Annotated in this window: 25 protein-coding genes and 1 pseudogene; 19 read left to right on the forward strand and 7 right to left on the reverse strand. The window is 70.0% G+C overall.

What is annotated here, in order from left to right:
* Window positions 1-12 precede the first annotated feature (12 nt).
* The 11 genes from I4Q55_RS08325 (at window position 13) to I4Q55_RS08375 (ending at window position 9,689) form a co-directional block, all read left to right on the forward strand.
* The gene (locus I4Q55_RS08325) at window positions 13-408 is read left to right on the forward strand and encodes a PPOX class F420-dependent oxidoreductase (protein WP_206785415.1); all 396 of its coding nucleotides are present in this window, start codon (window positions 13-15) and stop codon (window positions 406-408) included.
* Window positions 409-417: 9 nt separating this feature from the next.
* Entirely contained in the window at window positions 418-813 is a 396-nt protein-coding gene (locus I4Q55_RS08330; protein ID WP_206785416.1) for a PPOX class F420-dependent oxidoreductase, read from the forward strand.
* Between the two features lie 56 nt (window positions 814-869).
* Complete coding sequence (locus I4Q55_RS08335) at window positions 870-1,556, forward strand: HAD family hydrolase (protein ID WP_206785417.1); 687 nt, start codon at window positions 870-872, stop codon at window positions 1,554-1,556.
* Between the two features lie 42 nt (window positions 1,557-1,598).
* On the forward strand, window positions 1,599-2,987 hold the full coding sequence (gene cysS, locus I4Q55_RS08340; RefSeq protein ID WP_206785418.1) for a cysteine--tRNA ligase: 1,389 nt from the start codon (window positions 1,599-1,601) through the stop codon (window positions 2,985-2,987).
* Window positions 2,988-3,016: 29 nt separating this feature from the next.
* The gene (rlmB, locus tag I4Q55_RS08345) at window positions 3,017-3,973 is read left to right on the forward strand and encodes a 23S rRNA (guanosine(2251)-2'-O)-methyltransferase RlmB (RefSeq protein WP_206785419.1); all 957 of its coding nucleotides are present in this window, start codon (window positions 3,017-3,019) and stop codon (window positions 3,971-3,973) included.
* A gap of 53 nt (window positions 3,974-4,026) precedes the next feature.
* Window positions 4,027-5,460, forward strand: coding sequence for an MBOAT family protein (locus tag I4Q55_RS08350; protein ID WP_206785420.1), 1,434 nt, complete (start codon window positions 4,027-4,029; stop codon window positions 5,458-5,460).
* A gap of 384 nt (window positions 5,461-5,844) precedes the next feature.
* Window positions 5,845-6,450 carry a histidine phosphatase family protein gene (locus I4Q55_RS08355; RefSeq protein ID WP_206785421.1) on the forward strand — a complete coding sequence of 202 codons (606 nt, stop codon included), beginning with the start codon at window positions 5,845-5,847 and terminating at the stop codon, window positions 6,448-6,450.
* 74 nt (window positions 6,451-6,524) lie between these two features.
* On the forward strand, window positions 6,525-7,106 hold the full coding sequence (locus I4Q55_RS08360; RefSeq protein ID WP_206785422.1) for a transglutaminase family protein: 582 nt from the start codon (window positions 6,525-6,527) through the stop codon (window positions 7,104-7,106).
* A 183-nt stretch (window positions 7,107-7,289) separates the two neighbouring features.
* On the forward strand, window positions 7,290-8,303 hold the full coding sequence (locus I4Q55_RS08365; RefSeq protein WP_206785423.1) for a hypothetical protein: 1,014 nt from the start codon (window positions 7,290-7,292) through the stop codon (window positions 8,301-8,303).
* 2 nt (window positions 8,304-8,305) lie between these two features.
* Window positions 8,306-8,944, forward strand: coding sequence for a hypothetical protein (locus I4Q55_RS08370; protein ID WP_206785424.1), 639 nt, complete (start codon window positions 8,306-8,308; stop codon window positions 8,942-8,944).
* A gap of 73 nt (window positions 8,945-9,017) precedes the next feature.
* Entirely contained in the window at window positions 9,018-9,689 is a 672-nt protein-coding gene (locus tag I4Q55_RS08375) for an HD domain-containing protein (RefSeq protein ID WP_206785425.1), read from the forward strand.
* 28 nt (window positions 9,690-9,717) lie between these two features.
* Here the strand turns inward: I4Q55_RS08375 and I4Q55_RS08380 are convergent, their stop codons facing one another.
* The 3 genes from I4Q55_RS08380 to I4Q55_RS08390 all read right to left on the reverse strand — a co-directional run bounded on the left by I4Q55_RS08380 (window position 9,718) and on the right by I4Q55_RS08390 (window position 11,949).
* Window positions 9,718-10,206, reverse strand: a complete 489-nt coding sequence (locus tag I4Q55_RS08380; RefSeq protein WP_206785426.1) for a DUF4265 domain-containing protein — start codon at window positions 10,204-10,206, stop codon at window positions 9,718-9,720.
* An 86-nt stretch (window positions 10,207-10,292) separates the two neighbouring features.
* Window positions 10,293-10,943 (reverse strand): class II aldolase/adducin family protein, encoded by a 651-nt coding sequence (locus I4Q55_RS08385; RefSeq protein WP_206785427.1) that lies wholly within the window; start codon window positions 10,941-10,943, stop codon window positions 10,293-10,295.
* Window positions 10,944-11,052: 109 nt separating this feature from the next.
* Window positions 11,053-11,949, reverse strand: a complete 897-nt coding sequence (locus I4Q55_RS08390; protein ID WP_206785428.1) for a hypothetical protein — start codon at window positions 11,947-11,949, stop codon at window positions 11,053-11,055.
* 129 nt (window positions 11,950-12,078) lie between these two features.
* Between I4Q55_RS08390 and I4Q55_RS08395 the strand changes: the two genes are divergently transcribed.
* From I4Q55_RS08395 to I4Q55_RS08405, 3 genes and pseudogenes are all read left to right on the forward strand, one after another.
* On the forward strand, window positions 12,079-13,296 hold the full coding sequence (locus I4Q55_RS08395) for a DUF445 domain-containing protein (RefSeq protein ID WP_206785429.1): 1,218 nt from the start codon (window positions 12,079-12,081) through the stop codon (window positions 13,294-13,296).
* Window positions 13,297-13,354: 58 nt separating this feature from the next.
* Window positions 13,355-14,040: pseudogene (locus I4Q55_RS08400) on the forward strand (DUF445 domain-containing protein).
* A 41-nt stretch (window positions 14,041-14,081) separates the two neighbouring features.
* Window positions 14,082-15,290, forward strand: a complete 1,209-nt coding sequence (locus I4Q55_RS08405) for a DUF445 domain-containing protein (protein ID WP_206785430.1) — start codon at window positions 14,082-14,084, stop codon at window positions 15,288-15,290.
* Here I4Q55_RS08405 and I4Q55_RS08410 read toward each other — a convergent pair.
* From I4Q55_RS08410 to I4Q55_RS08420, 3 genes are read right to left on the reverse strand one after another with little or no spacing between them, the layout of a single operon-like run.
* Entirely contained in the window at window positions 15,287-16,162 is an 876-nt protein-coding gene (locus tag I4Q55_RS08410; protein WP_206785431.1) for a metal ABC transporter permease, read from the reverse strand. The two genes, I4Q55_RS08405 and I4Q55_RS08410, sit on opposite strands and share 4 nt — an antisense overlap.
* Before the next feature lie 3 nt (window positions 16,163-16,165).
* On the reverse strand, window positions 16,166-17,011 hold the full coding sequence (locus I4Q55_RS08415) for a metal ABC transporter ATP-binding protein (protein ID WP_206785432.1): 846 nt from the start codon (window positions 17,009-17,011) through the stop codon (window positions 16,166-16,168).
* A 2-nt stretch (window positions 17,012-17,013) separates the two neighbouring features.
* On the reverse strand, window positions 17,014-17,928 hold the full coding sequence (locus tag I4Q55_RS08420) for a metal ABC transporter solute-binding protein, Zn/Mn family (protein WP_206785433.1): 915 nt from the start codon (window positions 17,926-17,928) through the stop codon (window positions 17,014-17,016).
* A gap of 187 nt (window positions 17,929-18,115) precedes the next feature.
* Between I4Q55_RS08420 and I4Q55_RS08425 the strand changes: the two genes are divergently transcribed.
* The 5 genes from I4Q55_RS08425 to I4Q55_RS08445 all read left to right on the forward strand — a co-directional run bounded on the left by I4Q55_RS08425 (window position 18,116) and on the right by I4Q55_RS08445 (window position 22,697).
* On the forward strand, window positions 18,116-19,216 hold the full coding sequence (locus I4Q55_RS08425) for a LacI family DNA-binding transcriptional regulator (RefSeq protein WP_206785434.1): 1,101 nt from the start codon (window positions 18,116-18,118) through the stop codon (window positions 19,214-19,216).
* Window positions 19,217-19,318: 102 nt separating this feature from the next.
* Complete coding sequence (locus I4Q55_RS08430) at window positions 19,319-19,810, forward strand: carbonic anhydrase (protein ID WP_206785435.1); 492 nt, start codon at window positions 19,319-19,321, stop codon at window positions 19,808-19,810.
* A 40-nt stretch (window positions 19,811-19,850) separates the two neighbouring features.
* On the forward strand, window positions 19,851-20,792 hold the full coding sequence (locus tag I4Q55_RS08435) for a glycosyltransferase (RefSeq protein ID WP_206785436.1): 942 nt from the start codon (window positions 19,851-19,853) through the stop codon (window positions 20,790-20,792).
* A 9-nt stretch (window positions 20,793-20,801) separates the two neighbouring features.
* A complete protein-coding gene (locus I4Q55_RS08440) occupies window positions 20,802-21,677 on the forward strand; it encodes an A/G-specific adenine glycosylase (RefSeq protein ID WP_206785437.1) in 876 nt (291 codons plus the stop codon).
* Between the two features lie 63 nt (window positions 21,678-21,740).
* Window positions 21,741-22,697 carry an N-acetylmuramoyl-L-alanine amidase gene (locus I4Q55_RS08445; RefSeq protein ID WP_206785438.1) on the forward strand — a complete coding sequence of 319 codons (957 nt, stop codon included), beginning with the start codon at window positions 21,741-21,743 and terminating at the stop codon, window positions 22,695-22,697.
* Window positions 22,698-22,763: 66 nt separating this feature from the next.
* Here I4Q55_RS08445 and I4Q55_RS08450 read toward each other — a convergent pair whose 3' ends face one another.
* The gene (locus I4Q55_RS08450) at window positions 22,764-23,510 is read right to left on the reverse strand and encodes an alpha/beta fold hydrolase (RefSeq protein WP_206785439.1); all 747 of its coding nucleotides are present in this window, start codon (window positions 23,508-23,510) and stop codon (window positions 22,764-22,766) included.
* Window positions 23,511-23,535 lie beyond the last annotated feature (25 nt).

Below are 23,535 nucleotides of genomic sequence, written 5' to 3' on the forward strand. Positions count from 1 at the left end.
GTTCGGCGTGATATGGCCCTCACTCTCCCGGACGCCGTCCGCGCCCTGGTCGACGGCAGGAACTTCGCCACGGTCGCCACCGTCGACCCGGACGGCGGCCCGCAGACGTCCGTCGTCTGGGTCGGCCTCGACGACGGCGACCTCGTCTTCAGCGCGACCGAGGATCGCCGGAAGGTCCGCAACCTGCGGCGCGACCCCCGCCTCAGCGTCTCGATCACCGACGCGGAGAACCCGTACCGGCACACGCAGCTGCGCGGCACCGTCACCATCAGCCCCGATCCGGGCAAGGAGCTGGCCCGGGCGCTGAGCCACAAGTACCTCGGCCAGGACCCGCCGCACGAGAGCGCCGACGTCCAGCGGGTGGTCGTGCGCCTGAAAACCGAAAAAATCGCCGGCAACGTGAAATAGGGTCCGATCATGGGTGTGACTTTCAACGAAGCCACGAAGGCGCTCTTCGACGGCAAGAACTTCCCGGTGCTCGCCACCATCAACGCCGACGGCTCGGTCCAGACCTCCGTCGTCTGGGCCAAGCGGGACGGGGACGCCGTCCTCTTCGCGACCGTGCGCGGCCGTCTCAAGGAGCGGAACATGCGGCGCGACCCGCGGGTCTCGCTGTCCGTCTTCGACCTCGCCGACCCGCTCAAGTACGTCGAGGTCCGCGGCCGCGCCGAGATCACCGAGGAAGGCGGCCGGGAGCTCATCAACGAGCTCTCGCACAAGTACGACGGCAAGGACTTCCGCACCGAGCCGCCGGAGGTCGTCCGCGTGGTGGTCCGCGTCGTCCCGGACAAGATCACCGGTTACGCGGCGTGACGTGACGCAGGTCGCGGGCGCCGCTGCGGCGCCCGCGTCCTCGCTAGGCTGAACACATGACGATCAGGGCGGTGTTGTTCGACTTCTCCGGCACGCTGTTCCGGCTCGAGCAGGACGAGTCCTGGCTCACCGAGCTGACCGACCACCGCGGTGACCCGCTCGACATCGAGGCGCAGGCCGAGCTGATGCGCCGGATGACCGCCCCGGTCGGGCAGGTCGTCGAGCTGGACGCCGAGCACCTGCACGCCTGGCACCACCGGGACCGCGACCCGCGGCTGCACCGGAAGGTCTACCTCGAGGTGCTCAAGAAGTCCGGCGTCCCGCGCGCCGAACAGGCGAAGGCGCTGTACGACCGGCTGATCGATCCCAGCCAGTGGACGCCCTACCCGGACACCGAAGCCGCGCTGAAAGCCGCCGCCGAGCGGGGCCTCAAGGTCGGCGTGCTCAGCAACATCGCGTTCGACATCCGGCCCGCCTTCACCGCCCGCGGGTGGGACGCCTACGTCGACGAGTTCGTGCTGTCCTTCGAGGTCGGCGCGGTGAAGCCGGAGCTGGAGATCTTCCGCAAGGCCGTCGGCGCCCTCGGCGTCCCGGCCACCGAGACGCTGATGGTCGGCGACAGCGAAGAGGCCGACGGCGGCGCCCGCGCGCTCGGCTGCGAGTTCGCGCTGGTCGACCCGCTGCCCACGGCCGAGCGGCCGGACGCCCTGCTCACGGCGTTGCGCGGCTTCGGCGTCGGCTGACCGCCTGCGACGCGGCTCACGCCTACCCCGTACCCTTCGAGGGTGGCCCTTCACCTTTTCGACACAGCGACCCGGAGCGTACGGGAGTTCCACCCCGTCCGTAGCGGAACGGCGTCGATCTACGTGTGTGGGGCCACCGTGCAGGGCGTTCCGCACATCGGGCACGTCCGCGGCGTCCTGAACTACGACGTCCTGCGCCGCTGGCTCGTCCACAGTGGACTGGACGTGCTGCTGGTCCGCAACGTCACGGACATCGACGACAAGATCCTGACCAAGGCCGCCGAGCACGAGCGGCCGTGGTGGGAGTGGGGCGCCACGCACGAGCGCGCCTTCGAGACCGCGTACGAGCAGCTGGGCTGCCTGCCGCCGTCGATCAACCCGCGCGCGACCGGGCACGTCACCCAGATGGTCGAGCTGATGGAACGCCTCATCGAGGCCGGCCACGGCTACGTGGCGGACGGCGACGTCTACTTCTCGGTGAAGTCGTTCGACGACTACGGCAAGCTCTCCGGCCAGGTCCTGGAGGACGTCCAGCAGGGCGAGACGCCGACCCGCGGCAAGCGCGACCCGCGCGACTTCACCATGTGGAAGAGCGCCAAGCCGGGCGAGCCGTCGTGGCCGACGCCGTGGGGGCACGGCCGGCCGGGCTGGCACCTCGAGTGCTCGGCGATGGCGACGGCGTACCTCGGCGCGGAGTTCGACATCCACGGCGGCGGCATCGATCTGGTCTTCCCGCACCACGAAAACGAGCGCGCCCAGTCCAACGCGGCGGGTGACGCCTTCGCGCGGTTCTGGCTGCACAACGCGTGGGTGACCATGTCGGGCGAGAAGATGTCGAAGTCGCTCGGCAACACCGTGGCGATCCCGGCGATGCTGGAGCGCTACCGGGCGCCGGAGCTGCGCTACTACCTGGTCCAGCCGCACTACCGGTCGACGATCGAGTACTCCGACGCCGCGGTCTCCGAGGCCGCGCAGGGCTACCGGCGGATCGAGACGTTCCTGCGCCGCGCCGCCGCGTCCGGCCCGGTCGGCGTCGGCACGATCCCCGAGGCGTTCGCGAACGCCCTCGACGACGATCTCGCCACCCCGCAGGCGTTCGCCGTGGTCCACACCACGGTGCGGGACGGTAACGCCGCCCTCGACGCGGGCGACACCTCCAAGGCACTCGAATTCGCCGCGGCCGTCCGCGCGATGACCGACGTGCTCGGCCTCGACCCGCTGTCCGCGCGCTGGTCCGAGGCGGGCGGTTCCGAAACGCCCACCAAAGAAGCGCTGTCCCGGATCGTCGAAGGGCTGCTGGCCGAGCGCCAGCAGGCCCGGGCCGAGAAGGACTTCGCCCGCGCGGACGCCGCCCGTGACCGCCTCTCGCAGGCGGGCATCGTGGTGGAGGACACCCCCAACGGTCCTCAGTGGACTGTGAAGTCCGACTGATCTCGTTACAAAGCAAGGAAACTTTCACCATGGCAGGCAACTCGCGGCGCCAGGGCGCGATCCGCAAGGCGGGCACCAAGAAGGGTGCCGTCGTCGGCTCGGGCGGTCAGCGCCGCAAGGCCCTCGAAGGCAAGGGCCCCACCCCGAAGGCGGAGGACCGTCCCGGGCACAAGGCCTACCGCCAGGCGAACGCCCAGACCAAGCGCGACCAGGCCCGGCAGAAGAAGGCCGACAAGCCGGAGCTGATCGCCGGGCGCAACCCGGTGGTCGAGGCGCTGCGCGCGGACGTCCCGGGCACGGCGCTGTACGTCGCGCTGAACATCGACATCGACGAGCGCGTCAACGAGGCCGTCCGGCTGGCCGGCGACAAGGGCATCTCGATCCTGGAGATCCCGCGCGAGGAGCTGGACCGCAAGACCAACCGGGCCATGCACCAGGGCCTGGGCCTGCAGGTCCCGCCGTTCGAGTACGCGCACCCGGACGACCTGATGGCAGTGGCCCGCAACTCGGGGCAGACGCCGCTGTTCGTCGCGCTCGACGGCGTCACCGACCCCCGCAACCTGGGCGCGGTGATCCGCTCGGCGGCCGCGTTCGGCGCGCAGGGCGTGCTGCTGCCGGAGCGGCGCAGCGCGGGCATGACGGCGGTGGCGTGGCGCACGAGCGCGGGCACGGCGGCGAAGCTGCCGATCGCGGTGGCGACGAACCTCACGCGCCAGCTCAAGGCGTGGGCGAACGAGGGCCTGATGCTGGTGGGCCTGGACGCCGACGGCTCGGTCGACATCGACGAGCTCGAGCTGGCGGCCGACCCGCTGGTGATCGTGCTGGGCTCGGAGGGCCGCGGCCTGTCCCGCCTGGTCCGCGAGGCGTGCGACGCGACGGTGTCGATCCCGATGGCGGCGGGCGTGGAGTCGTTGAACGCGTCGGTGGCGGCCGGGGTGCTGCTCGCGGAGGTGGCGCGGCGCCGCCGTGCCGCCGGGCGGGTCTGACCCCCGCCACCCAGCCGGGTTAAGGTCACCGTCGGATAAACCGAGGGGACCCGATGTCGTTCGTTTCGCCGCTCTTCCTGTGGTACTTCATGCCGGCGGTGCTCATCGCCGTGCTGGTGTGCCCCCGGAGCTGGCGAAACGGCATCATCGCGGTCGGCAGCCTGCTGTTCTACACGATCGGCGCGGGCGGCTTCGTCTTCCTGCTGCTCGGCTGCATGGTGGTCAACTTCCTGGCCGGCCCCCTCCTGGCCCCGAGCCCCTGGGACGTCCACGGGGTGCGGCGCAGGCGCATCCTCATCGCGGTCGTGTCACTCGACGTCGCGGTGCTGCTGATCTGGAAGTACGCGGGGTTCGCGACGCAGCAGATCGCCGCGGTGGCCCACTGGTTCGGCGGCAGCGTGCCGGTGGCGAGCCTGGTGGTCCCGATCGGGATCTCGTTCTACACGTTCCACCACATCTCCTACGTGGTGGACATCTATCGTGGCGAGCGCCGGCCCCTGCGCAACCCGGTGTCGTTCGCGGCGTACATCGCGATGTTCCCCCAGCTGGTGGCGGGCCCGATCGTGCGGTATCGCGAGATCGCCGACCAGCTCCCGCAGCTGCGTTCGCACCGGCTGGACGACATCGCGGCGGGCTTCCCGAGGTTCGCACTGGGCCTGTGCAAGAAGACGATCATCGCCGACTCATTGGGCCCCCTGGTCGACGCGTGTTTCAAGGTCCCCTCGGACCAGATGACCTTCGCGACGGCCTGGGTCGGCGCGATCGCGTACACGCTCCAGCTGTTCTTCGACTTCTCGGGCTATTCGGACATGGCGATCGGTTTGGGCCGCATGCTGGGCTTCCGGTTGCCGGAGAACTTCGCGAGGCCGTACTCGGCGGTGACGATCACGGAGTTCTGGCGCCGCTGGCACATGAGCTTGAGCCGCTGGTTCCGCGACTACGTGTACATCCCCCTGGGCGGCAACCGCCACGGAGCGGCGAAGACGTACCGCAACCTGTGCATAGTGTTCGTGCTGACGGGCTTCTGGCACGGAGCCCAGTGGACGTTCCTGGTGTGGGGCTGTTACCACGGAGCACTGCTGGTGATCGAGCGCCGTTTCGCACTGGACCTGGACCCGGCAACACGCTGGAAGCGCTATCTCCGCAGGGCCCTGACAATGGTGCTGGTGGTGATCGGCTGGGTGTTCTTCAGGTCCCCGGACCTGGGCCACGCCCTGTCGATGCTGGGCCACATGCTGATCCCGGACTTCAACGGTCTGGGCGCGGGGGTGGAGCAGGCATTCACGAACCAGCGCCTGGTGTTGCTGCTGGCGGCAATGGCGGTGTTCGTCCTGCCGGCCCACCCGGTGACGGGACCGCTCCTGGAGTCGTCCCGAAGCCGCCCGGCAACGGCGTTGCGCATCGGAGTGATGACGGTCGGGCTCCTGTACGCGGCAATCCTGATCGCGACGGGAACATTCAGCCCCTTCTTGTACTACCAGTTCTGAAAGCCCACAGCGCACCCACCCAACCAGCCAGCGCCCCGGCCACACCCCCCTGCCGACCCGATACGCAGCCACATCAGCGGCCGCCAGGCCGGGTCAAGGCACGCTTTCCCGCCTTGACGCGGTCTGGCGGCCGTTGAACAATCCGGCGTCGGGTCGGTGAAAGCGCGGAACACGAAGGAACGAATGACAGAACTGGCAAAACCCCAGGCGTAATGCCACGACCTCACGATCACCCCGTTCGCCTCGATGGTCCTCTCCCCGCACCCGGCCCCGATCCGCCTGAGCGCCCAGTTCGCCCCCAGCCAGCGCCCCGAAGGCACCCTCGTCCCGATCGGGTGACCCACCCGGCTCACCCGAACGGAGGAAGCGTGAAAGCCTGACCCCGTGCTGACCACGCGGTACCTCTTCCTCACCCGCCACGCGGAAGCAGGCCCGGGCGGAAGACTCACCGAAGCCGGCCAACGCCAAGCCGTCCTCCTCGGCCGGCGCCTCCGCGACGTCCCGGTCACGGCCATCCACCACGGTCCCCTCCGGAGAACCACCGAGACCGCCCACCTCATCGCCGCCCAGCTCCCCGAGGTACCCCTTTACGTCGAGAAGGCAGCCGGCGACTTCGTCCCGTACACGCCGAAGCGCGAGGAACTCCCCGAAACCTCCGGCGACCTCCTCCTCGCCTTCGCCCGCCAGTTCCCAGCCGCCGACGAAGAGCTCGCCATCGACGCCGAACGCCGGTTCACCGGACCGGTGCCGGGCAGCGAACCGAGGTACGAAGTGCTCGTCACGCACAACTTCCTCGTCGGCTGGCTCATCCGCGCCGCCCAGGACGCACCGAAGTGGCGCTGGCTCACCCTCACCCACGCCAACGCCGGCCTGACGGTCATCCGGTACTCCCCGGGCCGGCCCGCGTCACTGCTGACCTACAACGACCTGAGTCACCTGCCCGCGGAACTGCGCTGGACCGGCTTCCCGCCCGACTTTTACATTCCGTAGCTAACAACCGCGGAGTGTAACCAGCCGGCGAAAACCGTTCTCGCCCGAATGGCCGAGCCTGTCAGGATGCGTGGATGCCCCTCGCCCCAACGCCCACGTCCGATCGGCTGAGCGACTACCTCGCCGCCGATGCCGTCGTCGATCACGCGCACCCGTCGATCCGCGCGCTGGCCGACGCGATGCGTCCTCGCGGCGACGATCCCGCCGAAGCCGCGAAAACCGCCTTCCTGTTCGTGCGCGACGAGGTCGAACACGTCATCGACGCCGGCGATCCGCGGGTCACCTGGCGGGCGTCGGACGTCCTGCGCGAACGCGTCGGGATCTGCCACGCGAAGGCACACCTGCTCGCCGCTTTGCTGCGGGCGCAAGGGATTCCGGCCGGCTTCTGCTACCAGGAGCTCTCCGCGCTGCACGGGCTGAACGCCGTGTACTTGCACGGCAGGTGGGCGCGGCTCGACGCCCGCGGGAACCGCACGGGCGCCGGCGGCGAGTTTTCGCTCGACGAGGAAAAACTGGCCTGGCCGGTGGACACCGCCCGCGGCGAACGCGACCACCCGGAGATCCACCCGGCACCCGCACCGGTCGTCGTGGATTTCCTGATGACCGCCGCACCCGGCCCCGGCTGGTACGAAAAGGGGCTGCCACGCAGTCTTTGATCATGGTTTTCCGCGATTTTCGGAAAACCGGCCGGACCGGTTAATTATTGCCGAGAGTGACGTCTGTCCGTCAGTCCTGTCCCCCGAACTTCTTATTTCGCACACCTCTCGAGGCGCGTAAAGTGACTCCCCGCGCTCGAACAGACACTTTACGCATACGTCCGTTCGGGTGGCTCGAGGGAGGTGAAGCACGTGGCCGCGGCTGGCGGACGCCTCCGCCGTACCCCACTGCAAGAGATCTTCTGGACCAGGACGAGCCTGCTCCTCACGGTGCTCGTCGTGGTCGCCGGCCTGAGCCTGTGGCTCGCCGGCCTGATGGAACCCGGCACCGGGAAGAACCTGGTGACGTCGCTGGGCACCGGCACCCTGATCTCCGCGATCGTCGGGTTCGGCACCACCCTGATCACCGCGAGCGCGTCGCAGAAGGCGCTCGTGACACCGGTGATCGAGGAGAGCCGGCGTGCCCTCGAAGACCTCAGCGCCGAATACCGGGCGCTGAACAAGGAGTTCTTCCCCACCGACGTGTTCGAGCCGACCACCGATCCGGACCCCGCGTTCAACCGCAGGCTGATGGCCGACCTCGACGCGACGCGGCAGTACTTCTTCCGCGGCTTCTCCGGGCGGCACGCGGCCGCCCGCCTGTTGCTTTCCCGCACCGAGCGGGAACTGCGCGCGGTCATCGCCGATCCGCGCGACGCGAGCTCGATCAGCGGGCGCGCCCGGTACCTGTTGCGCCGCGAGGAGGCGGACGTCGACTACGAGCGCATCCAGACCCGGCTCGACGAAGAGATCCGGATCGGGCTCGTCGGCCTCTTCCTGGCGCGCAGCCGGTGCGCGTCGGTCGACATCACCGTGGTCGCCGACCCGCCGCTGGACCGGCTCGAGATGTTCGACGACAGCGTGTGGGTGTCGCTCTACAGCGACGTCCGCGGCGCCACGAAGCTGTACCCGCGGTCCCTGCGGTTCACCGAAGGTTCCTTCCTCTACAACATGGAACGCGCCGAATTCGTGCGCGTCTCGCAGTCCCGGACCGGCCGCCACTTCCGCATCACGTCCGCGACGACGCGGACGGATTTCCTGGCGCTGTTCGAGAAGATCACCGGATCCCCGTTGTCCGAGGAGCAGTTCCGCGAGCTGGAGGGCAAGTTCCACGCCTTCCGCGCGGAGTTCTCCGCAGTCGCCGAGCTAGGGAGCTGACCTTGCTCACCCGCCTGTCCCCCCTTTCCGAACTGGCCACGCGCCTGCGCACGGCCGGGTTCCCGCTCGCCGCGGACTGGCGCGTGGTCGACGGCTGGTTCCGGCCGTGGGCCGGCCAGGCCGGGCTGCGGGACGAGCTGCGCACGCAGCTCCGCGCGCTGTCCGCCGCGCAGGCCACCAAGGTCCTGCGCTCGTCCCGGGAAACGACCACGCACTTCGCCTGGTGCCTGCTCGATTCGCCGTCCGACCCGTTTTCCTTCTGGCTGCACGAATACAAGGCGCAGCAGGACTGGCGGGAGGGGTACGCGGATTCCGTGCACAACCACAGGTACCACTTCTGCACCACGATCCTCCGTGGTGACTACCTGCACGAAAGGTACGAAACGACGATCGACGGCGGCACCGGGCTGATCGCGGCCGCGCGGTTGCGCCGCCGGACGCGGTGCGCGGCCGGGTCCTGCGCCACCATGCTGGCCGACGAATTCCACCGGATCCCGGAGGCGGCCACCGGAACGATGACTTTCCTCGTGAAATCACGCCCGGTGAGCAGTTTCAGCTTGTCTTTCGACCCGGCCAGCGGAATCGGTCATCGTCACGTTCCGGTCGAGGTCCGATTGGGGGAATTGGCCGACCGCATCTAGCTACACACCGGCGTCAGCGGCGCTTACCATTACTCCACCCGTCTGAACACCACGGCCGGGATGGGAGAGGTGTATGCGCACGCAGGAAAGCACGATCGACCACGCCGTCGTCGCTGCTGTCGAAAGGAGTGTCCACCGGCTCTGCCGGCAGTACGCCGACCGGCTGCAGTTCCACGGCTGGCACCACGTGGGTTTCGTCCGCGCGAAGGCCGCCGGTTTCGCCCGCCTCAACGGCGCCGACGTCACGGTGGTGGAAGTGGCCGCGCTGGTGCACGACGTCAACTACCTGGTGCTCCGGAACTCGCCGGCCGCGGCGGGCCGGAGCCTGCGGCGGGAAATCCTCGCCGAATGCGGCGTCCCGCCACGGATCGCGCAGTGGATCGACGAAATCGTCGACGAAGCGGAAATGGCCACCCGCGGCCGGGACATTTCGCTGGAAGCGCAGGCGTTGAGCGACGCGGACACGTTGTTCAAGGCACTGCCGGTGACGCCGGTGGTGCTGGCGCACCGCTACCTGCGCGAGAACGGGCTGAGCCTGCGCGAGCTGGCGCACAAGATCGTCGGCGAGCAGTGCGACGTCCACGAGGAGGGCTACTACTTCTACAACCCGGAGGCGGCGGCGACGTACTCGCGCTGGGCGACGGCGAACCTGCAGCTGTGGCAGTGCATCAAGGAGGCGGTCGACGACCCGACGGTGGTCGAGCTGCTTGACGCGGTGCACGCGGTCGACGCGCTGGCGTCCTAGGGGCCTGCGTGCCGGTCGCGCGCGGCGGTCAGGCGTTCCGCCACTCATCGGTGGCACAGCCGACTTCGTACTGCCACCACCCGTTCTCCTGCCCTTGGGTCAGGAGCGCCTTGATCCCGTGGAAGTCGCCGCCGGCCGGTACGTTGAAGGCCACCATCGGGAAGTCCGCGCTGAAGACTTCGCCACCGAGCCCGAACGTCGAGAGATGCCGATGAACTGCCTGGGGACTGCGTCCCAGCGGACCGGTGGGAACAGGCACCACGCGAACCGTGCAGTTGCCGGAGGCACTGACCCGCCCCACGGCCCAGTGCAGCCCGTCCGGGTCGGTCCGGAACCGCACCACGTCACCCTCGGCCACCCCGTTCTGAAGAAAGGGGACGTTCTCCACGCGAGCCGTGTCAGCGCTGAGCCTCGTAGCCCACAGACCCTCGGTGTCCTGCGGGAACCACCCCTCGCGGGGAACGAACCGGAACCAGACCTTGATCTTCTCGACCGCGCTCTCCATGGCGAGCATCATGCCGGTCGCCCTGACCGGCGTGCGGGCCTGCCTCGCGTTCCCTTCGCGCCGGTGGCCGGGGTGATCATCGTCGCCGGCTCGCCACGTCAACCCTGCCCGTAACCCCGCAGCCGGTCGACGACGTTGGCGACCTCCGGCGGCGGCAGGAGGTTGGGCCGGCCGGCGCTCTGGGCGAGCAGCCACACGCGGCAGGCCCATTCGAGCTGCTGGGCGCGGTGGTAGGCGGCTTCGAGGCCGTCGCCGTAGGTGAGGGTGCCGTGGTTGGCCATCAGGCAGCCACGGCGTCCTTCCAGTGCCTCCAGCACGGCCGCGGCGAGCTCCGGTGTGCCGTAGGTGGCGTAGCGCGCGACGCGCACCGACGGGCCGATGGTGGCGATGATGTAGTGGATCGGCGGAACTTCCCGGACGAGCGTCGAGACGGCGGTGGCGTGCGGCGAGTGCGTGTGGACGACGGCGGTGACGGGCTCACCGTCCGGGTCACGAACGTCCCAGTACACGGACAGGTGCATCGGAAGTTCACTCGTCGGCTTGAACGAGCCGTCGACGACCTGCCCGCCGAGATCGACAACGGGGATGTCGGCGGGGGTCAGGGCCGAGTAGGCGACCCCGGTGGGCGTGACGGCGACGAGGTCACCGGCCCGCACGGAGACGTTGCCGGAGGTACCGACAACCAGGCCGTCACCGACCATCCGGCGCGCATAGGCGCACACGGCGGCCCGCTCGGTCTCGAGGATCATGCACAGGTCCCGTCTCGTGGGTGATCAAGCGGCTGCTGTGCAGACTGCCAGTCACCCACGAGTGTCGGCCACCTCCCCGGCCGGGGGATTTGTGCGCTATGCCGAGCGGCTAGGCCTTCGCCGGAGCCGCGGGAGGAGCGGCCGCCGCCGGAGCCTTTGGGGCCGGCGCCGGCTTCCGGTCCCCATTCGCGGGAGCAGCCTCCTCGACCGGTGCCAGCAGCCGCATGGCCTCCTTGACCGCCACATCCGTCGCCGCGATGCGCTCGGCCACCTTCGACCGCAGGTCCAGTGCCAGCTTCCGGTTCTGGTCCGCCGTCGCCTGGGAGGCCTGGGCCGCGGCCAGCGCCGCCTCCGTCTCGCGCTTCTTCTGCGCGAACTCCTCCTCGAAGGCCTTCTTCCGCGCCGCCAGCTCCTCCGCCGCCTTCCGGTCCGCCTCCTCGCGGACCGCGGCCGCCGCTGCCTCCGCCTTCGCGTCTGCTTCCGTGCGGGCCCGCTCGGCCGCCGCTGCCAGCTCGACCCGCTTCGCTCCCGCCGCCGCGTTCAGCTTCTCGATCTCGGCCCGCGCCTCCGACAGCAGCCGCGCGCGGTCCTCCTCCGCGTCCTTCGCCAGCTTGTCGGCCGTGCGGCGGGTCTCGTGCGCGTACTTGTCCGCCTGGTCGCGGGTCGAGGCCGCGTCGGCCTCCGCTGCCGAACGCAGGTCCGCGATCTCCTCCTCGGCCAGCTGCATCATCATCCGGACGCGCTCGGCCATCGCGCCCGCGCCGGACGGGCTCGAGCTCATCCTCGCCAGCGCGGCCTTCGTCTCGGCCAGCTCCTTCTGCGCGTACGCGAGGGCCTTCGTCAGATCCGCGGACGTCGCGACGGCGTCGTCGCGGTTTCGGGACGTCTCGCGCAGCTCCTTGGTCAGCTCGGCGAGACGCTCGTCGACCTGACGCTGGTTGTAGCCGCGGACACCCACGGCGAACTGGGCGGTCTTCGGGGAGTGGGGCTTCTCAGGCGCGACCATCGGGCCACCTTAATGAGCCGGGGACCGTGCAGACGTACCGCCAAAAGGATGCATCACGGATATTGGAACCCCCGGTAACACATGGCATTCTGAGCTTGTTGACCAGCGGTTAACGGCGGGGAGGCCACTATGGACATACTCGCCGACATCGGCGCGCACTGGCACGTCTACGCCACCATGCCGCTCATCGCCGCGCTCATCGGCTACCTCACCAAGCGCGTCGCCATCGAGATGATGTTTCGCCCGCTGGAGTTCAAAGGCGTCCGGCCCTTCGGCTGGCAGGGCGTCATCCCGGCGAACGCGCGGCGGATGGCCACCACGGCCGTCGACCTGCTGACCCGCAACCTCGTCGACCCGAAGGAGATCTTCAGCAGGCTCGATCCGGAAGAAATGGTCAAGGAGCTCGAACCACCCCTGCTGAAGGCCGTCGAAGAGGTCACGCGGGAGGTCATGGAGACCTACCAGCCGCGGCTGTGGGAGATGCTGCCGGCGCGGGCGCAACGGCTGCTCGTCGACCAGGTCCGCGCGCAGGCCCCCGCCGTCGTCAAGCGGCTGCTGCGGGACGTCTCCGCCAACATCGACGACGTCCTCGACGTCAACGACATGTTGATCGGCGCGATGGTCCGCGACAAGTCGCTCACCTGCCGGCTGATCCGCGAGGTCGCCACGCCCGAGTTCAAGTTCATCGCGCGCTCGGGGATCTGGTTCGGGTTCGTCATCGGGCTCGTCCAGTCCGTCGCCTGGGCGCTGACGAAACAGCCGCTGATCATGCCGATCTTCGGTTTCGTCACGGGCTTCGTCACGGACTGGCTCGCCCTCAAGATGATCTTCTACCCGCGCGAGCCACGCGGGTTCGGCTTCTTCCGCTGGCAGGGCATGTTCCAGAAACGCCGCCAGGAGGTCGCCGCCGACTACGGGGCGCTGATCGCCGACGAGGTGCTCACCGTGCGGAACGTGATGGAGGCCGTGCTCACCGGGCCGCGCTCGGACAAGCTGTTCGCCATGGTCACCCGCGAGGTCCAGCGCACGATCGACGCGCAGGCGAGCATCGCCAAGCCACTGGTCGCGCTGACCATCGGCGGCCGGCAGTACCAGGAGATGAAGCGCGCGGCAGCCGCCAAAGCGATCGAGTTCCTCCCCGAAACGGTGAAACACGTCGAGAGCTACGCCACCGGCGCCCTCGACGTCCGGAACACGATCGTCACGAAGATGCAGCAGCTGACCCCGCTCGAGTTCGAAGGCATCCTGCGGCCGGCGTTCAAGCAGGACGAGTGGAAGCTCATCGCCGTCGGCGCGGTGATCGGCGGCCTGGTGGGTGAACTCGAGGTGCTGCTCCTGCTGCACTGACCGCGGCCGATAACGTGCGCGCGTGGACTTCGGCACGCACTGGCAGGTGTACGTCACCATGCCGGTCATCGCGGCGCTGATCGGCTACGTCACCAAGCGCGTCGCCATCGAAATGATGTTCCGGCCACTCGAATTCGTGGGCATCAAGCCCTTCCTCGGCTGGCAGGGCGTGCTTCCCGCGAACGCCGAGCGGATGGCGGCCACTTGGCCCTCAAGATGATCTTCCTGCCGCGCGAACCACGCCGGTTCTTCGGCCTCTGCACCTGGCAGGGCATCTTCCAGAAGCGCCGCGACCAGGTGGCCGCCGACTACGGCGACATGATCGCGCGCGAGATCATCACCATCCCGAACCTGCTGGAGGCGGTGCTGCGCGGCCCGAAGTCCGACCGGCTGTTCGCACTGATCACCCGCGAGGTGCAGAAGACGATCGACGCGCAGGCGAGCGTCGTCAAGCCGTTCGTCGCCATGGCCGTCGGCACGAAACGGTTCCAGGAGATGAAGCAGACGGCGGCGGCGAAGGCGGCGGAACGCGTCCCGGAGACCATCCGGTACGCCGAGGACTACGCAATCAACGCCCTCGACGTGCGCAACACGATCGTCGACCGGATGAAGCGGCTGAGCGCGCTGGAGTTCGAGCAGCTGCTGCGGCCGGCGTTCCGGCAGGACGAGTGGAAGCTCATCGCCGTCGGCGCGGTCATCGGCGGGCTCGTCGGGGAACTGCAGGTGCTGGCCCTACTCGGGTAGGGCGGTACGGTTTCGATCTCGGGATCGCGAGGGAGGCCGGAATGGACGCTGTCCTGCACGACCTCGCCCTGCACTGGCCGCTCTACGCGGCGATGCCGTTCGTCGCCGCGCTGATCGGGTACGTCACCAAGCGCGTCGCCATCGAGATGATGTTCCGGCCCCTCGAGTTCATCGGGATCCCGCCGCTGCTGGGCTGGCAGGGTGTCGTCCCGAAGCACGGCGGGCGGATGGCCGCGGTCGCGACCGAGCTGCTGACGGCCAACCTGCTGGACCTGCGTGAGGTGCTCGAACGGATCGACCCGGTGATCATCACCAGCGAGCTGGAGCAGCCGCTGCTGAAGGCGGTCGACCACACCGCGCGCGAGGTGCTGGCCGAGCACCACCCGCGGCTGTGGGAGGTGCTGCCGACGCTGGCGCAGGAGATGCTGATCAAGCAGGTCCAGGCGTCGGCGCCGCGGCTGGTGCGCGAGTTCCTCGACGACGTCCGCGAGAACCTCGACGAGGTGCTCGACGTCCAGCACATGACGGTCCAGCGGCTGACCCGGGACAAGAAGCTGCTCGTGCGGCTGATCCGCGAGACGTCCCGGCCGGAGATGGCGTTCATCGCGCGGATGGGCATCTACTTCGGCTTCGCGCTGGGGCTCGTCCAGACGATCGTGTGGGCGTTCACCCGCGAGCCGTGGGTGCTGCCGATCTTCGGCGGCGTGATCGGCCTGTGCACGGACTGGCTGGCGATCAAGCTGATCTTCGTCCCCCGCGAGCCGGTGCGGGTCGGGCGGGTGATCTTCCAGGGCAAGTTCCAGCGCCGCCGGGCCGAGGTGGCGCGGCAGTACGGCGAGCTGATCGCGAACGAGGTGCTGACCGTCCAGAACCTGCTGGACGCGATCCTGCGCGGCCCCCGCGCGGACCGCCTGGCGGCTCGGGTGGAGCACCTGGTGTCGGAAACGGTCGACGCGCAGATGCCCCTGGCCTGGACGGTGGGCGGCACGCGCCTGAAGGAGATGAAGCACGCGGCGGCCCGCAAGGCCCTCGAACAGCTGCCGGACACGGCCCGGCACGCCGAGGGCTACCTCACGGAGGCGATGGACGTGGCGAAGGTGATCGAGCAGCGGATGCTGGCGTTGACACCGCTGGAGTTCGAGGGCCTGCTGCGGCCGGCGTTCCGGCAGGACGAGTGGAAGCTGATCGCCGTCGGCGGGGTGATCGGGTTCGTGGTCGGTGAGCTGCAGGTCCTGCTGATGCTGGGTTAGGCCGCCGCGACGAGCGCCGGGTCGACCGAACGGACCCGGGTCCGGCGGTCGCGCTGCCACGCCAGGATCCGGCACACCACGTAGATGAGGAACGAAATCGCCGTCACGAACGCGCTCACCGGGAGGCCCGGCGCCAGTGACAGCACGATCCCGCCGATCGCCGACACCTCGGCGAACACCACCGCCAGCACCGTCGCCTTCCACGGGGACGCCGTCACGCGAGCGGCCGCGGCCGCCGGCGTCACCATCAGCGCCACCACCAGGAGCGACCCGACCACCTTCACGCTCAACGCGGTCGAAACACCCACCAGCAGGGCGAAAACCACCGTCAACGACTTCACCGGGACCCCGCGCGCCACGGCCACGTTCCGGTCGACCGAAGCGAACAGCAACGGCCGGTACACCAGCGCCAGCACCGCCAGCACCACCACCGACGACACCACGAACAACGTCAGGTTCGTCGAGTCGATCGTGATGATCTGACCGGTCAGGATCCCGAACTTGTTCCCGGACCGTCCTTTGTAGAACGACAGGAACAGCACGCCCATGCCGAGCCCGAACGACAGGATCACGCCGATCACCGAGTCGCGGTCGGCGTCACGCGCGCCGAGGATGCCCAGCAGCAGCGCCGCCACCACCGCGCCGATCAGCGCGCCGTACTCGACGCCGATGCCGAGCAGCAGGGCCGCCGCGCCGCCGGTGAACGCCAGCTCCGACGTCCCGTGCACCGCGAACGACATCCGGCGCATCACGATCAGCGGGCCCAGCACGCCGGCCACCAGACCGAGGATCGCGGCCGCGAGCAGCGCCGTCTGGACGCCGTCGAGCTCGGTGATCAGCTCCCAGGTCTTGCCGAAGTCGAACAGATCCAAAACTCAGCCCACTTGCTCTTCGACGTCGTGTTCGTGGTGGTGCGGCTCGGCTTCGCACAACGCGCTCTGCGCGCCCGCGATGTGGATCTGGCCACCGACCTTGAGCACCTCGACGCGGGTGCCGTACAGCTGCGACAGCGTCGACGTGGTCATGACCTCGTCCGGCCTGCCGATCCGGAACTGCCCGTTGACCAGGTAGAGCACGCGGTCGACGAACGGCAGCACCGGGTTGATCTCGTGCGTCACGAACAGCACGGCGGTGCCCGACGACCGGCGCCGCTCGTCGATCAGCTCGCTGATCGCGCGCTGGTGGGCCAGGTCGAGGGACAGCAGCGGCTCGTCGCACAGCAGCACTTCGGGGTCGCCGACCAGTGCCTGCGCCACCCGCAGCCGCTGCTGCTCGCCGCCGGACAGCCGGCCGACCGGCTGCTTCGCGTAGCGGGTCGCCCCCACGGCGGAAACCGCCGCGGCGACCTGACGGCGTCGTGCCGCCATGCCGGCCAGCCCGAACCCCCAGCGGTGCCCGTCGAGGCCCAGCCCGACCAGGTCGACGCCCCGCAGCGTCAGCGCCTCGTCGATGGCGCGCTGCTGCGGGATGTACCCGACCCTGCGGTTCGCGCCGCCCGGACGGCCGCCCGCGATCTCGACCGTGCCCGCCGACAGGTCCTGCATGCCGAGCAGCGCCTTGAGGAAGCTGCTCTTGCCGGAACCGTTCGGGCCGAGCACGGCGAGGAACTCCCCCGGCTCGACGACGAGGTCCAGCCCCGACCAGAGGGTGCGGGGGCCGAACGCGAGCCCCGCCCCGCGGACCCGGACCGCGGGGCGCACGTCGTCGGATGCGGGTGACATGGCTACTTCAACGCCCCAGCCAGCTCGTCGACTTCCGCGGTCATCCAGCCAATGTAGTCCGTCACACCCGCGGGGAGCGTTTCGGTCACGCCGACCACGCCGATGCCGGCTTCCTTCGCCTGCTTGACGACGTCCTGGGTCAGTGGCGTCACCGTCTGCTCGTTGTTGATCAGCGCCTTGACCTGCTTGGTCGCGATGAGCTGCTTGTACGCGCTGACGGCGTCGGCCGGCACGTCGGTGTCGTTCTCCACCGCGTCCGAGAACGCCTTCGGCGTCGCGTCGGTGATCTTGGCGCTCTCCAGCAGGTAGTGCGCGACCGGCTCGGTGACGACGACCTTCGTACCCGGGTGGGTGGCACCCAGCTCTTCGAGCCGCTTCTCGAGCGCGTCGACCTTCGTCTTGAACGCGGTCGCGTTGTCGGCGAACTGCTGCTTCGACGCCGGCTGGAGCTCGCCGAGCTGCGTGGCGATCTGGTCGGCGATCTTGTCGACACCCGGCAGGTCGTACCAGACGTGCTCGTTCTCGTCGCCGGTCGCGGCGATGTCGTAGGCGACGAGCTTCTTGGCCGTGGCCGCCTGCTCGGTCAGCTTGCCGAAGAACTCGTCGTACCCGCCGCCGTTGGACAGCAGCAGCTGCGCGCCCTTGGCCGCGAGCGCGTCGTCGGCCGTCGTCTCGTACGAGTGCGGGTCGGCCGACGGGTCGTGGATGATCGACTTGACCTCCACCTTGTCGCCGCCGACGGCGCTGACCACGCTGCCCCAGACGTCGGTCGACGCGACGACCTTGATCTTGGCGTCGCTGCTCGCCTGCGCGCCGCCGCCGTCGGAGGACGTCCCGCCGCCGGAGCACGCGGCCAGGGCGAACACGGAGAGGGCCGAAGCGGCGGCGAGCACGCTCCTGGTGCGGCGAGAACTCATCGAGGTACTCCTGAGAAAAGACACAGACGCTAATGGTAACCGTTGTCAGATTCAGCTTACCCCATCCGGATGACTTCCTGGCCATCAGTTCGCACTTTGGTGTATGCGTCTCCGCGCATGCGGATCGAGACATCGACCACGCGGGGTGTCTCTTCAGGAAACCGATCTGAACCGTTACGGTTTGCTGATGGGACGTCCTATTCGCACCCGGAGGCAGGCGACACTGGCGTCGCTCGCGGCGGAGCTCGGTGTGTCCAGGACCACGGTGTCCAACGCCTACAACCGGCCGGACCAGCTGTCCCCGGAACTGCGCCGCCGCGTCCTCGAGACCGCGCGGCGCCTCGGCTACCCCGGGCCCGACCCGGTCGCCCGCTCCCTGCGCACGCGCAAGGCGGGCGCGGTCGGCCTGCTGCTCACCGAGAACCTCTCCTACGCCTTCCGCGACCCCGCCGCCGTCGGCGTGCTCGAAGGACTGGCGCTGGCCTGCGAAGACGCCGGCGTCGGCCTGCACCTGGTGCCGGCCAGCCCGGGCCGTGAGGACGTCGCCGCGGTGCACCGCGCGGGTGTCGACGGCTTCGTCGTCTACTCCGTCCCGGACGACGACCCGCACCTCGCCGCCGTGATGGAGCGGCCGGTACCGACGGTGATCATCGATCAGCCGAGCCTCGAGGGCATCGACCGCGTCGGCCCGGACGACGCCGCCGCGGTCGGCAAGATCGCCGAGCACCTGGTGACGCTGGGGCACCGCCAGGTCGGCGTCATCTGCATGCGGCTGGCCCGCGAGCGCAACGACGACTTCGTCTCGGCGGCCCGCCAGAGCGGCGCGCACTTCCACGTCCAGCGCACCCGGCTGGAGGCACTGGCCGTCGCGTTCTCGGCGGCGGGCGTCGACTGGGCGAGCGTCCCGGTGGTCGAGCGCTTCGACCACACGGTGGACGACGGCGCGTCCGCGGCCCGCCAGCTGCTGGACGCGTACCCGCAGATCACGGCGGTGATCTGCACCTCGGACATCCTCGCGCTCGGCGCGATGGCCGAGGCCGAGCGGCGGGGGCTGCGGGTGCCGCAGGACCTCACGGTCACCGGCTTCGACGGCATCGCCGAAGCCGAGCGGATCGGGCTGACCACGGTCCACCAGCCGGTCCTGGAGAAGGGCAAGACGGCCGGGCGGCTGCTGCTCAGCTCGGGTGAGCGCAGCGCGCCGAAGGTGATCACGCTGCCGACCGAGCTGCGCATCGGACGGACGTCCGCGCCGCCGCGAACGGTCGAGGAGCCCTGGTTCGGCGGTTGACACCCCGTGACATTGCCCTTAGTGCATTGCTCATCGGGGTACTGACCCGGTCCAATGGAGTGGTACGCCCGCGCCGCGGGGCCACTGGCCGGAAGGTGACCGATGACCTCGATCGACGTACTGCTCAAGCGCAACCAGGAACTCGGCGAGGTGACGCCCGGCGACCGGTCGTCCCCGAAGCCCTCGCTCCAGGTGGCCATCCTGACCTGCATGGACGCCCGGATCCGGGTGTTCGAGCTGTTCGGGCTCCTGCAAGGCGAGTCGCACGTCCTCCGCAACGCGGGTGGCGTGGTGACCGACGACATGATCCGCTCGCTGGCGCTTTCGCAGCGCAAGCTGGGCACGCGTGAGGTGCTGATCGTCCAGCACACCGAATGCGGCCTCTCGATGGTGACCGAGGACGACTTCAAGGACGAGCTCGAGACCGACACGGGCCTGCGGCCGACGTGGTCGGTCGAGGCCTTCCGGAGCGTCGAGAACAGCGTCCGGACGTCGATGGAGCGGGTGCGGCGCAGTGCGTACCTGCCGCACACGGAGACCGTGCGCGGGTTCGTCTACGACGTGAAGACCGGGAAGCTCTCCGAGGTCCAGTAGCATCCCATCCAGATGATGATGACATCTGGATGGGGACAGCATGCGCATGCTCTTCGCCGGGCTGGCGTCCGCCGGCCACACGTACCCGATGCTCCCGCTCGCGACCGCGGCGCGGGACATCGGGCACGAGGTGCACTTCGCCGCCGGTGAGCACGTCCACGCGCCGCTGCGCCGGCTCGGGCTGAACCCGTTCCGGCCGGCGGACGCGTTCTACGACATCTACGCCGAAGACCTCGAACCGGACCTGGCACGCCTGCGACCGGACCTGGTCGTGCACGGCTGGGGCGTCCCGGAGGTGGGCGTCGCCGCGAAGCGCGCCGAGATCCCGTCGCTCTGGCACGGCTTCGGCCGGATGTTCCCCGACGGGATCGGGCTCCCGCGCCCTTCCGGTGGTGTGCACCTCGACATCTGCCCGCCGTCGCTGCAGGACGCGGGCTTCCTCGCGACCGCGGACCGGATCGCGCTGCGTCCGGTGCCGTTCGCCGAGCCGGGCGACTTCCGGGGACCGCTGGTCTACCTGACGCTCGGCACCGCCTTCGGCACCCCGGAGGTGCTCGGCACGGCGCTCGAAGGGCTGGCCACGCTCGGCACGCACGTCGTGGTGGCCACCGGCGGGGTGCCCCTCGGCCCGCTGCCCGCCCACGTCACCGCCCGGGCCTGGGTGCCGCAGGCGGCCGTGGTCCCGCACGCCGACCTCGTCGTGCACCACGGCGGCAGCGGCACCACCCTCGGCGCGCTCGCCGCCGGCGTCCCGCAGCTGGTCCTGCCGCAGGGCGCCGACCAGTTCGCCAACGCCGACGCGCTCGTCGCCGCGGGTGCCGCGCTCCGGCTCCTCCCCGGCGAGCTGACCGCCGACGCCGTCGCCGAACAGGCCCGGAAGGCGTCCTCCTGCCGGGACGCGGCCCGCGCGATCGCGGCGGAAATCGCCGCGATGCCGTCGCCGGACGAGGTCGCCCGCGAGCTGCCGAAGCACGCGAAGTAGCCTCCCGGCGTGGCTGTGGACGCTGACGTACTGCTCGACTGGTTTTCCGCACACGGCCGGGATCTGCCGTGGCGCGCGCCGGACTGCACGGCCTGGGGTGTGCTGGTCAGCGAAATCATGCTCCAGCAGACCCCCGTCGTCCGGGTGCAGCCGATCTGGCACGAGTGGATGGCGCGGTGGCCGGTGCCCTCGGCGCTGGCGGCGTCGTCGCAGGGCGAGGTCGTGCGGGCGTGGGGCAAGCTCGGCTACCCGCGCCGGGCGCTGCGGCTGCACGAGGCCGCCGGGGTCATCGCGAAGGAGCACGGCGACGTCGTTCCGTCCGATGTGGACACTCTGCTGGCGCTGCCCGGGATCGGTGCCTACACCGCGCGCGCCGTCGCCGCGTTCGCCTACGGCAGGCGGGCGCCGGTGGTCGACACGAACGTCCGGCGGGTCGTCGCGCGGGCGGTGCACGGCGCCGGCGACGCCGGACCCGCGTCCAACACCCGGGACATGAACGACGTCGAGGCGCTGCTGCCTGCCGAAGACGCGCCCGCGGCTCGCTTTTCGGCCGCGATCATGGAGCTGGGCGCGCTGATCTGCACCGCGCGGGCCCCGAAGTGCGCGGACTGCCCCATCTACGACGAGTGCGCGTGGCAGCACGCCGGCCGTCCGGAGTACACCGGCCCGGCCAAGCCGGTGCAGCGGTACGCGGGCACCGACCGGTACGTCCGCGGGCGGCTGCTCGACGTGCTGCGCGGCAGCGAGGGCCCGGTCGAGAAGGCCAAGCTCGACCTGGTGTGGCACGACGGCGGCCAGCGCGACCGCTGCCTGGACTCCCTGCTGGTCGACGGCCTCCTGGAGCAGACCCGCGACGGCCTCTTCGCCCTGCCAGGTGAACACTGACGCACTACAACCAAAGTTGGTCAATAGTTGTCATCGGCGCGATGCGGGGTTACCTTTTTCCGCATGGTCACTGTTGACCGCCGGACCCTGCTGAAGGCGGGGGTGACCGCGTCCGCGGCCGGCGCACTGGGGATGACGACCACGGGGACGGCCGGCGCGGCCGTGCCGGTTCCGGCGATCCACCCGGCGTCCGACTGGGGCGCCCGGCCCGCCGCGGGCACGATCGTGGTGGAGAACCACAAGCCGACCTACATCGTCGTCCACCACGCGGTCGACCCGCCGATGAACAACGACTTCTCGCTGGCGCGCGCGTACTACGTCTCGCGGTTCATCCAGAACCTGCACATGGACAAGAACGGCTGGATCGACAGCGGCCAGCAGTTCACGAACAGCCGCGGCGGGTACATCACCGAAGGCAGGCACCGCAGCCTGGAGATCCTGCGCGGCGGCACCCGGCACGTGCAGGGCGCGAACGTCGGCGGCCACAACAGCGAGGTCATCGGCATCGAGAACGAGGGCCTGTACAGCACGGTGGACGTCCCGCCGGCACTGTGGAACTCGCTGGTCTCGCTCGTCGCCTACATCGCGAGCCAGTACGGCATCGCGCCGGAGTTCATCAAGGGGCACCGCGACTTCAACTCGACCGAGTGCCCCGGCCAGGTGCTCTACAACCGGCTGCCGGAGCTGCGGACGGCCGTCGGCCGCGTCCTCGGCGTCGCGGTGGCGCGGGCCGAAGCCGAGTGGCCGCTGCTCAAGCCGGGTGACACGGGCCGGAAGGTCCGGCTGGCGCAGCAGTTCCTGCGGAAGTCCGGGTTCGGGGTGCCGACGGACGGCGTCTTCGGGAAGTCCACAAAGGACGCCGTGGCCGCGCTGTCCGTTCAGGCGGGGTTGCCCCGTGACACGTGCACCGCGGCGAAGGCGGCGGACGAGACGGGCTTCCTCGGCGCGGACGTCTGGCCCCTGATCGTCCCGGCGGACCGCTCGACGGCGGCCTGGCGAGCGGACCTGGCCCGTACGTGACCAGGAGGTCGGTGCGCCGGGCTCAACGACGCGCTCGGTGTGCCGTCCTTCTGCTCACGCGCGGCTTCAGCGGTTCAGGACCTGGCTGAGGAACGCCTCGACGGCACCCCGGTAGATCTCCGGGGCCTCGTCGTGGGGCAGGTGGGCCGAGCCCGGCACCACCAGGTGTTTCGCTCCCGCGACCCGGTCGGCGACGAGTGCCTGCTGGCCGTGCGGCATCGCGGTGTGCTCGCCCTCGACCAGCAGCAGCGGGCAGCGGATCGCGTCGACGACGTCCCAGTAGTCCCGGCAGCCCCACTCGGCGGCGATGCCGTACAGGTCCTCGAGATCCGCGACCAGGTGGAACCCGTCCGAACGCTCCTCGACGCAGTCGGCGAAGTACTCGCCCGCGTCGCCGAAGAACTCGCGGACGTGGTCGAGCGAGGAGAACGGGACCGGCCAGCTCTCGAAGTACCCGCGCCAGGTCTCGACGGTCCGGCCGCGCTGGTCCGGCGCGAAGTCCTCCGACACGACCGCGCGCACCAGCTCCGGGTGCCGCGCCGCCGTCGCCCAGGCGTGCAGGCCGCCCATCGAGTGCCCGATCAGCACCGCCGGGCCCGCGTCGAGGGTCCGCAGCGCGTCGGCGACGTCGTCGGCGAAGCGCTCGGTCGTCCACGGGCCGACACGCGGGGCGTTGCCGTGGCCGCGCGCGTCGAGGCCGTACACCGCGCCGTAGGGCCGGAGCCACTCCGCGACCCGCCACCACGTCCGCGCGCGGCCCATCAGGCCGTGGAGCAGAACGATCGGCACGCCGCTGCCGCCGAAACAGAGCACGCGGCCACCTAACCACAAAACCCCT

Origin of the sequence: Amycolatopsis sp. MtRt-6 (assembly GCF_017308975.1) — a bacterium.
GTDB lineage: Bacteria > Actinomycetota > Actinomycetes > Mycobacteriales > Pseudonocardiaceae > Amycolatopsis.

Coding starts and splice junctions, on each gene's coding strand:
- I4Q55_RS08325 (WP_206785415.1), top strand. CDS start 13: ATGGCCCTCACTCTCCCGGACGCCGTCCGCGCCCTGGTCGACGGCAGG.
- I4Q55_RS08330 (WP_206785416.1), top strand. CDS start 418: ATGGGTGTGACTTTCAACGAAGCCACGAAGGCGCTCTTCGACGGCAAG.
- I4Q55_RS08335 (WP_206785417.1), top strand. CDS start 870: ATGACGATCAGGGCGGTGTTGTTCGACTTCTCCGGCACGCTGTTCCGG.
- rlmB (WP_206785419.1), top strand. CDS start 3,017: ATGGCAGGCAACTCGCGGCGCCAGGGCGCGATCCGCAAGGCGGGCACC.
- I4Q55_RS08350 (WP_206785420.1), top strand. CDS start 4,027: ATGTCGTTCGTTTCGCCGCTCTTCCTGTGGTACTTCATGCCGGCGGTG.
- I4Q55_RS08360 (WP_206785422.1), top strand. CDS start 6,525: ATGCCCCTCGCCCCAACGCCCACGTCCGATCGGCTGAGCGACTACCTC.
- I4Q55_RS08375 (WP_206785425.1), top strand. CDS start 9,018: ATGCGCACGCAGGAAAGCACGATCGACCACGCCGTCGTCGCTGCTGTC.
- I4Q55_RS08380 (WP_206785426.1), bottom strand. CDS start 10,206: ATGATGCTCGCCATGGAGAGCGCGGTCGAGAAGATCAAGGTCTGGTTC.
- I4Q55_RS08385 (WP_206785427.1), bottom strand. CDS start 10,943: ATGATCCTCGAGACCGAGCGGGCCGCCGTGTGCGCCTATGCGCGCCGG.
- I4Q55_RS08390 (WP_206785428.1), bottom strand. CDS start 11,949: ATGGTCGCGCCTGAGAAGCCCCACTCCCCGAAGACCGCCCAGTTCGCC.
- I4Q55_RS08395 (WP_206785429.1), top strand. CDS start 12,079: ATGGACATACTCGCCGACATCGGCGCGCACTGGCACGTCTACGCCACC.
- I4Q55_RS08405 (WP_206785430.1), top strand. CDS start 14,082: ATGGACGCTGTCCTGCACGACCTCGCCCTGCACTGGCCGCTCTACGCG.
- I4Q55_RS08415 (WP_206785432.1), bottom strand. CDS start 17,011: ATGTCACCCGCATCCGACGACGTGCGCCCCGCGGTCCGGGTCCGCGGG.
- I4Q55_RS08420 (WP_206785433.1), bottom strand. CDS start 17,928: ATGAGTTCTCGCCGCACCAGGAGCGTGCTCGCCGCCGCTTCGGCCCTC.
- I4Q55_RS08425 (WP_206785434.1), top strand. CDS start 18,116: ATGGGACGTCCTATTCGCACCCGGAGGCAGGCGACACTGGCGTCGCTC.
- I4Q55_RS08430 (WP_206785435.1), top strand. CDS start 19,319: ATGACCTCGATCGACGTACTGCTCAAGCGCAACCAGGAACTCGGCGAG.
- I4Q55_RS08435 (WP_206785436.1), top strand. CDS start 19,851: ATGCGCATGCTCTTCGCCGGGCTGGCGTCCGCCGGCCACACGTACCCG.
- I4Q55_RS08445 (WP_206785438.1), top strand. CDS start 21,741: ATGGTCACTGTTGACCGCCGGACCCTGCTGAAGGCGGGGGTGACCGCG.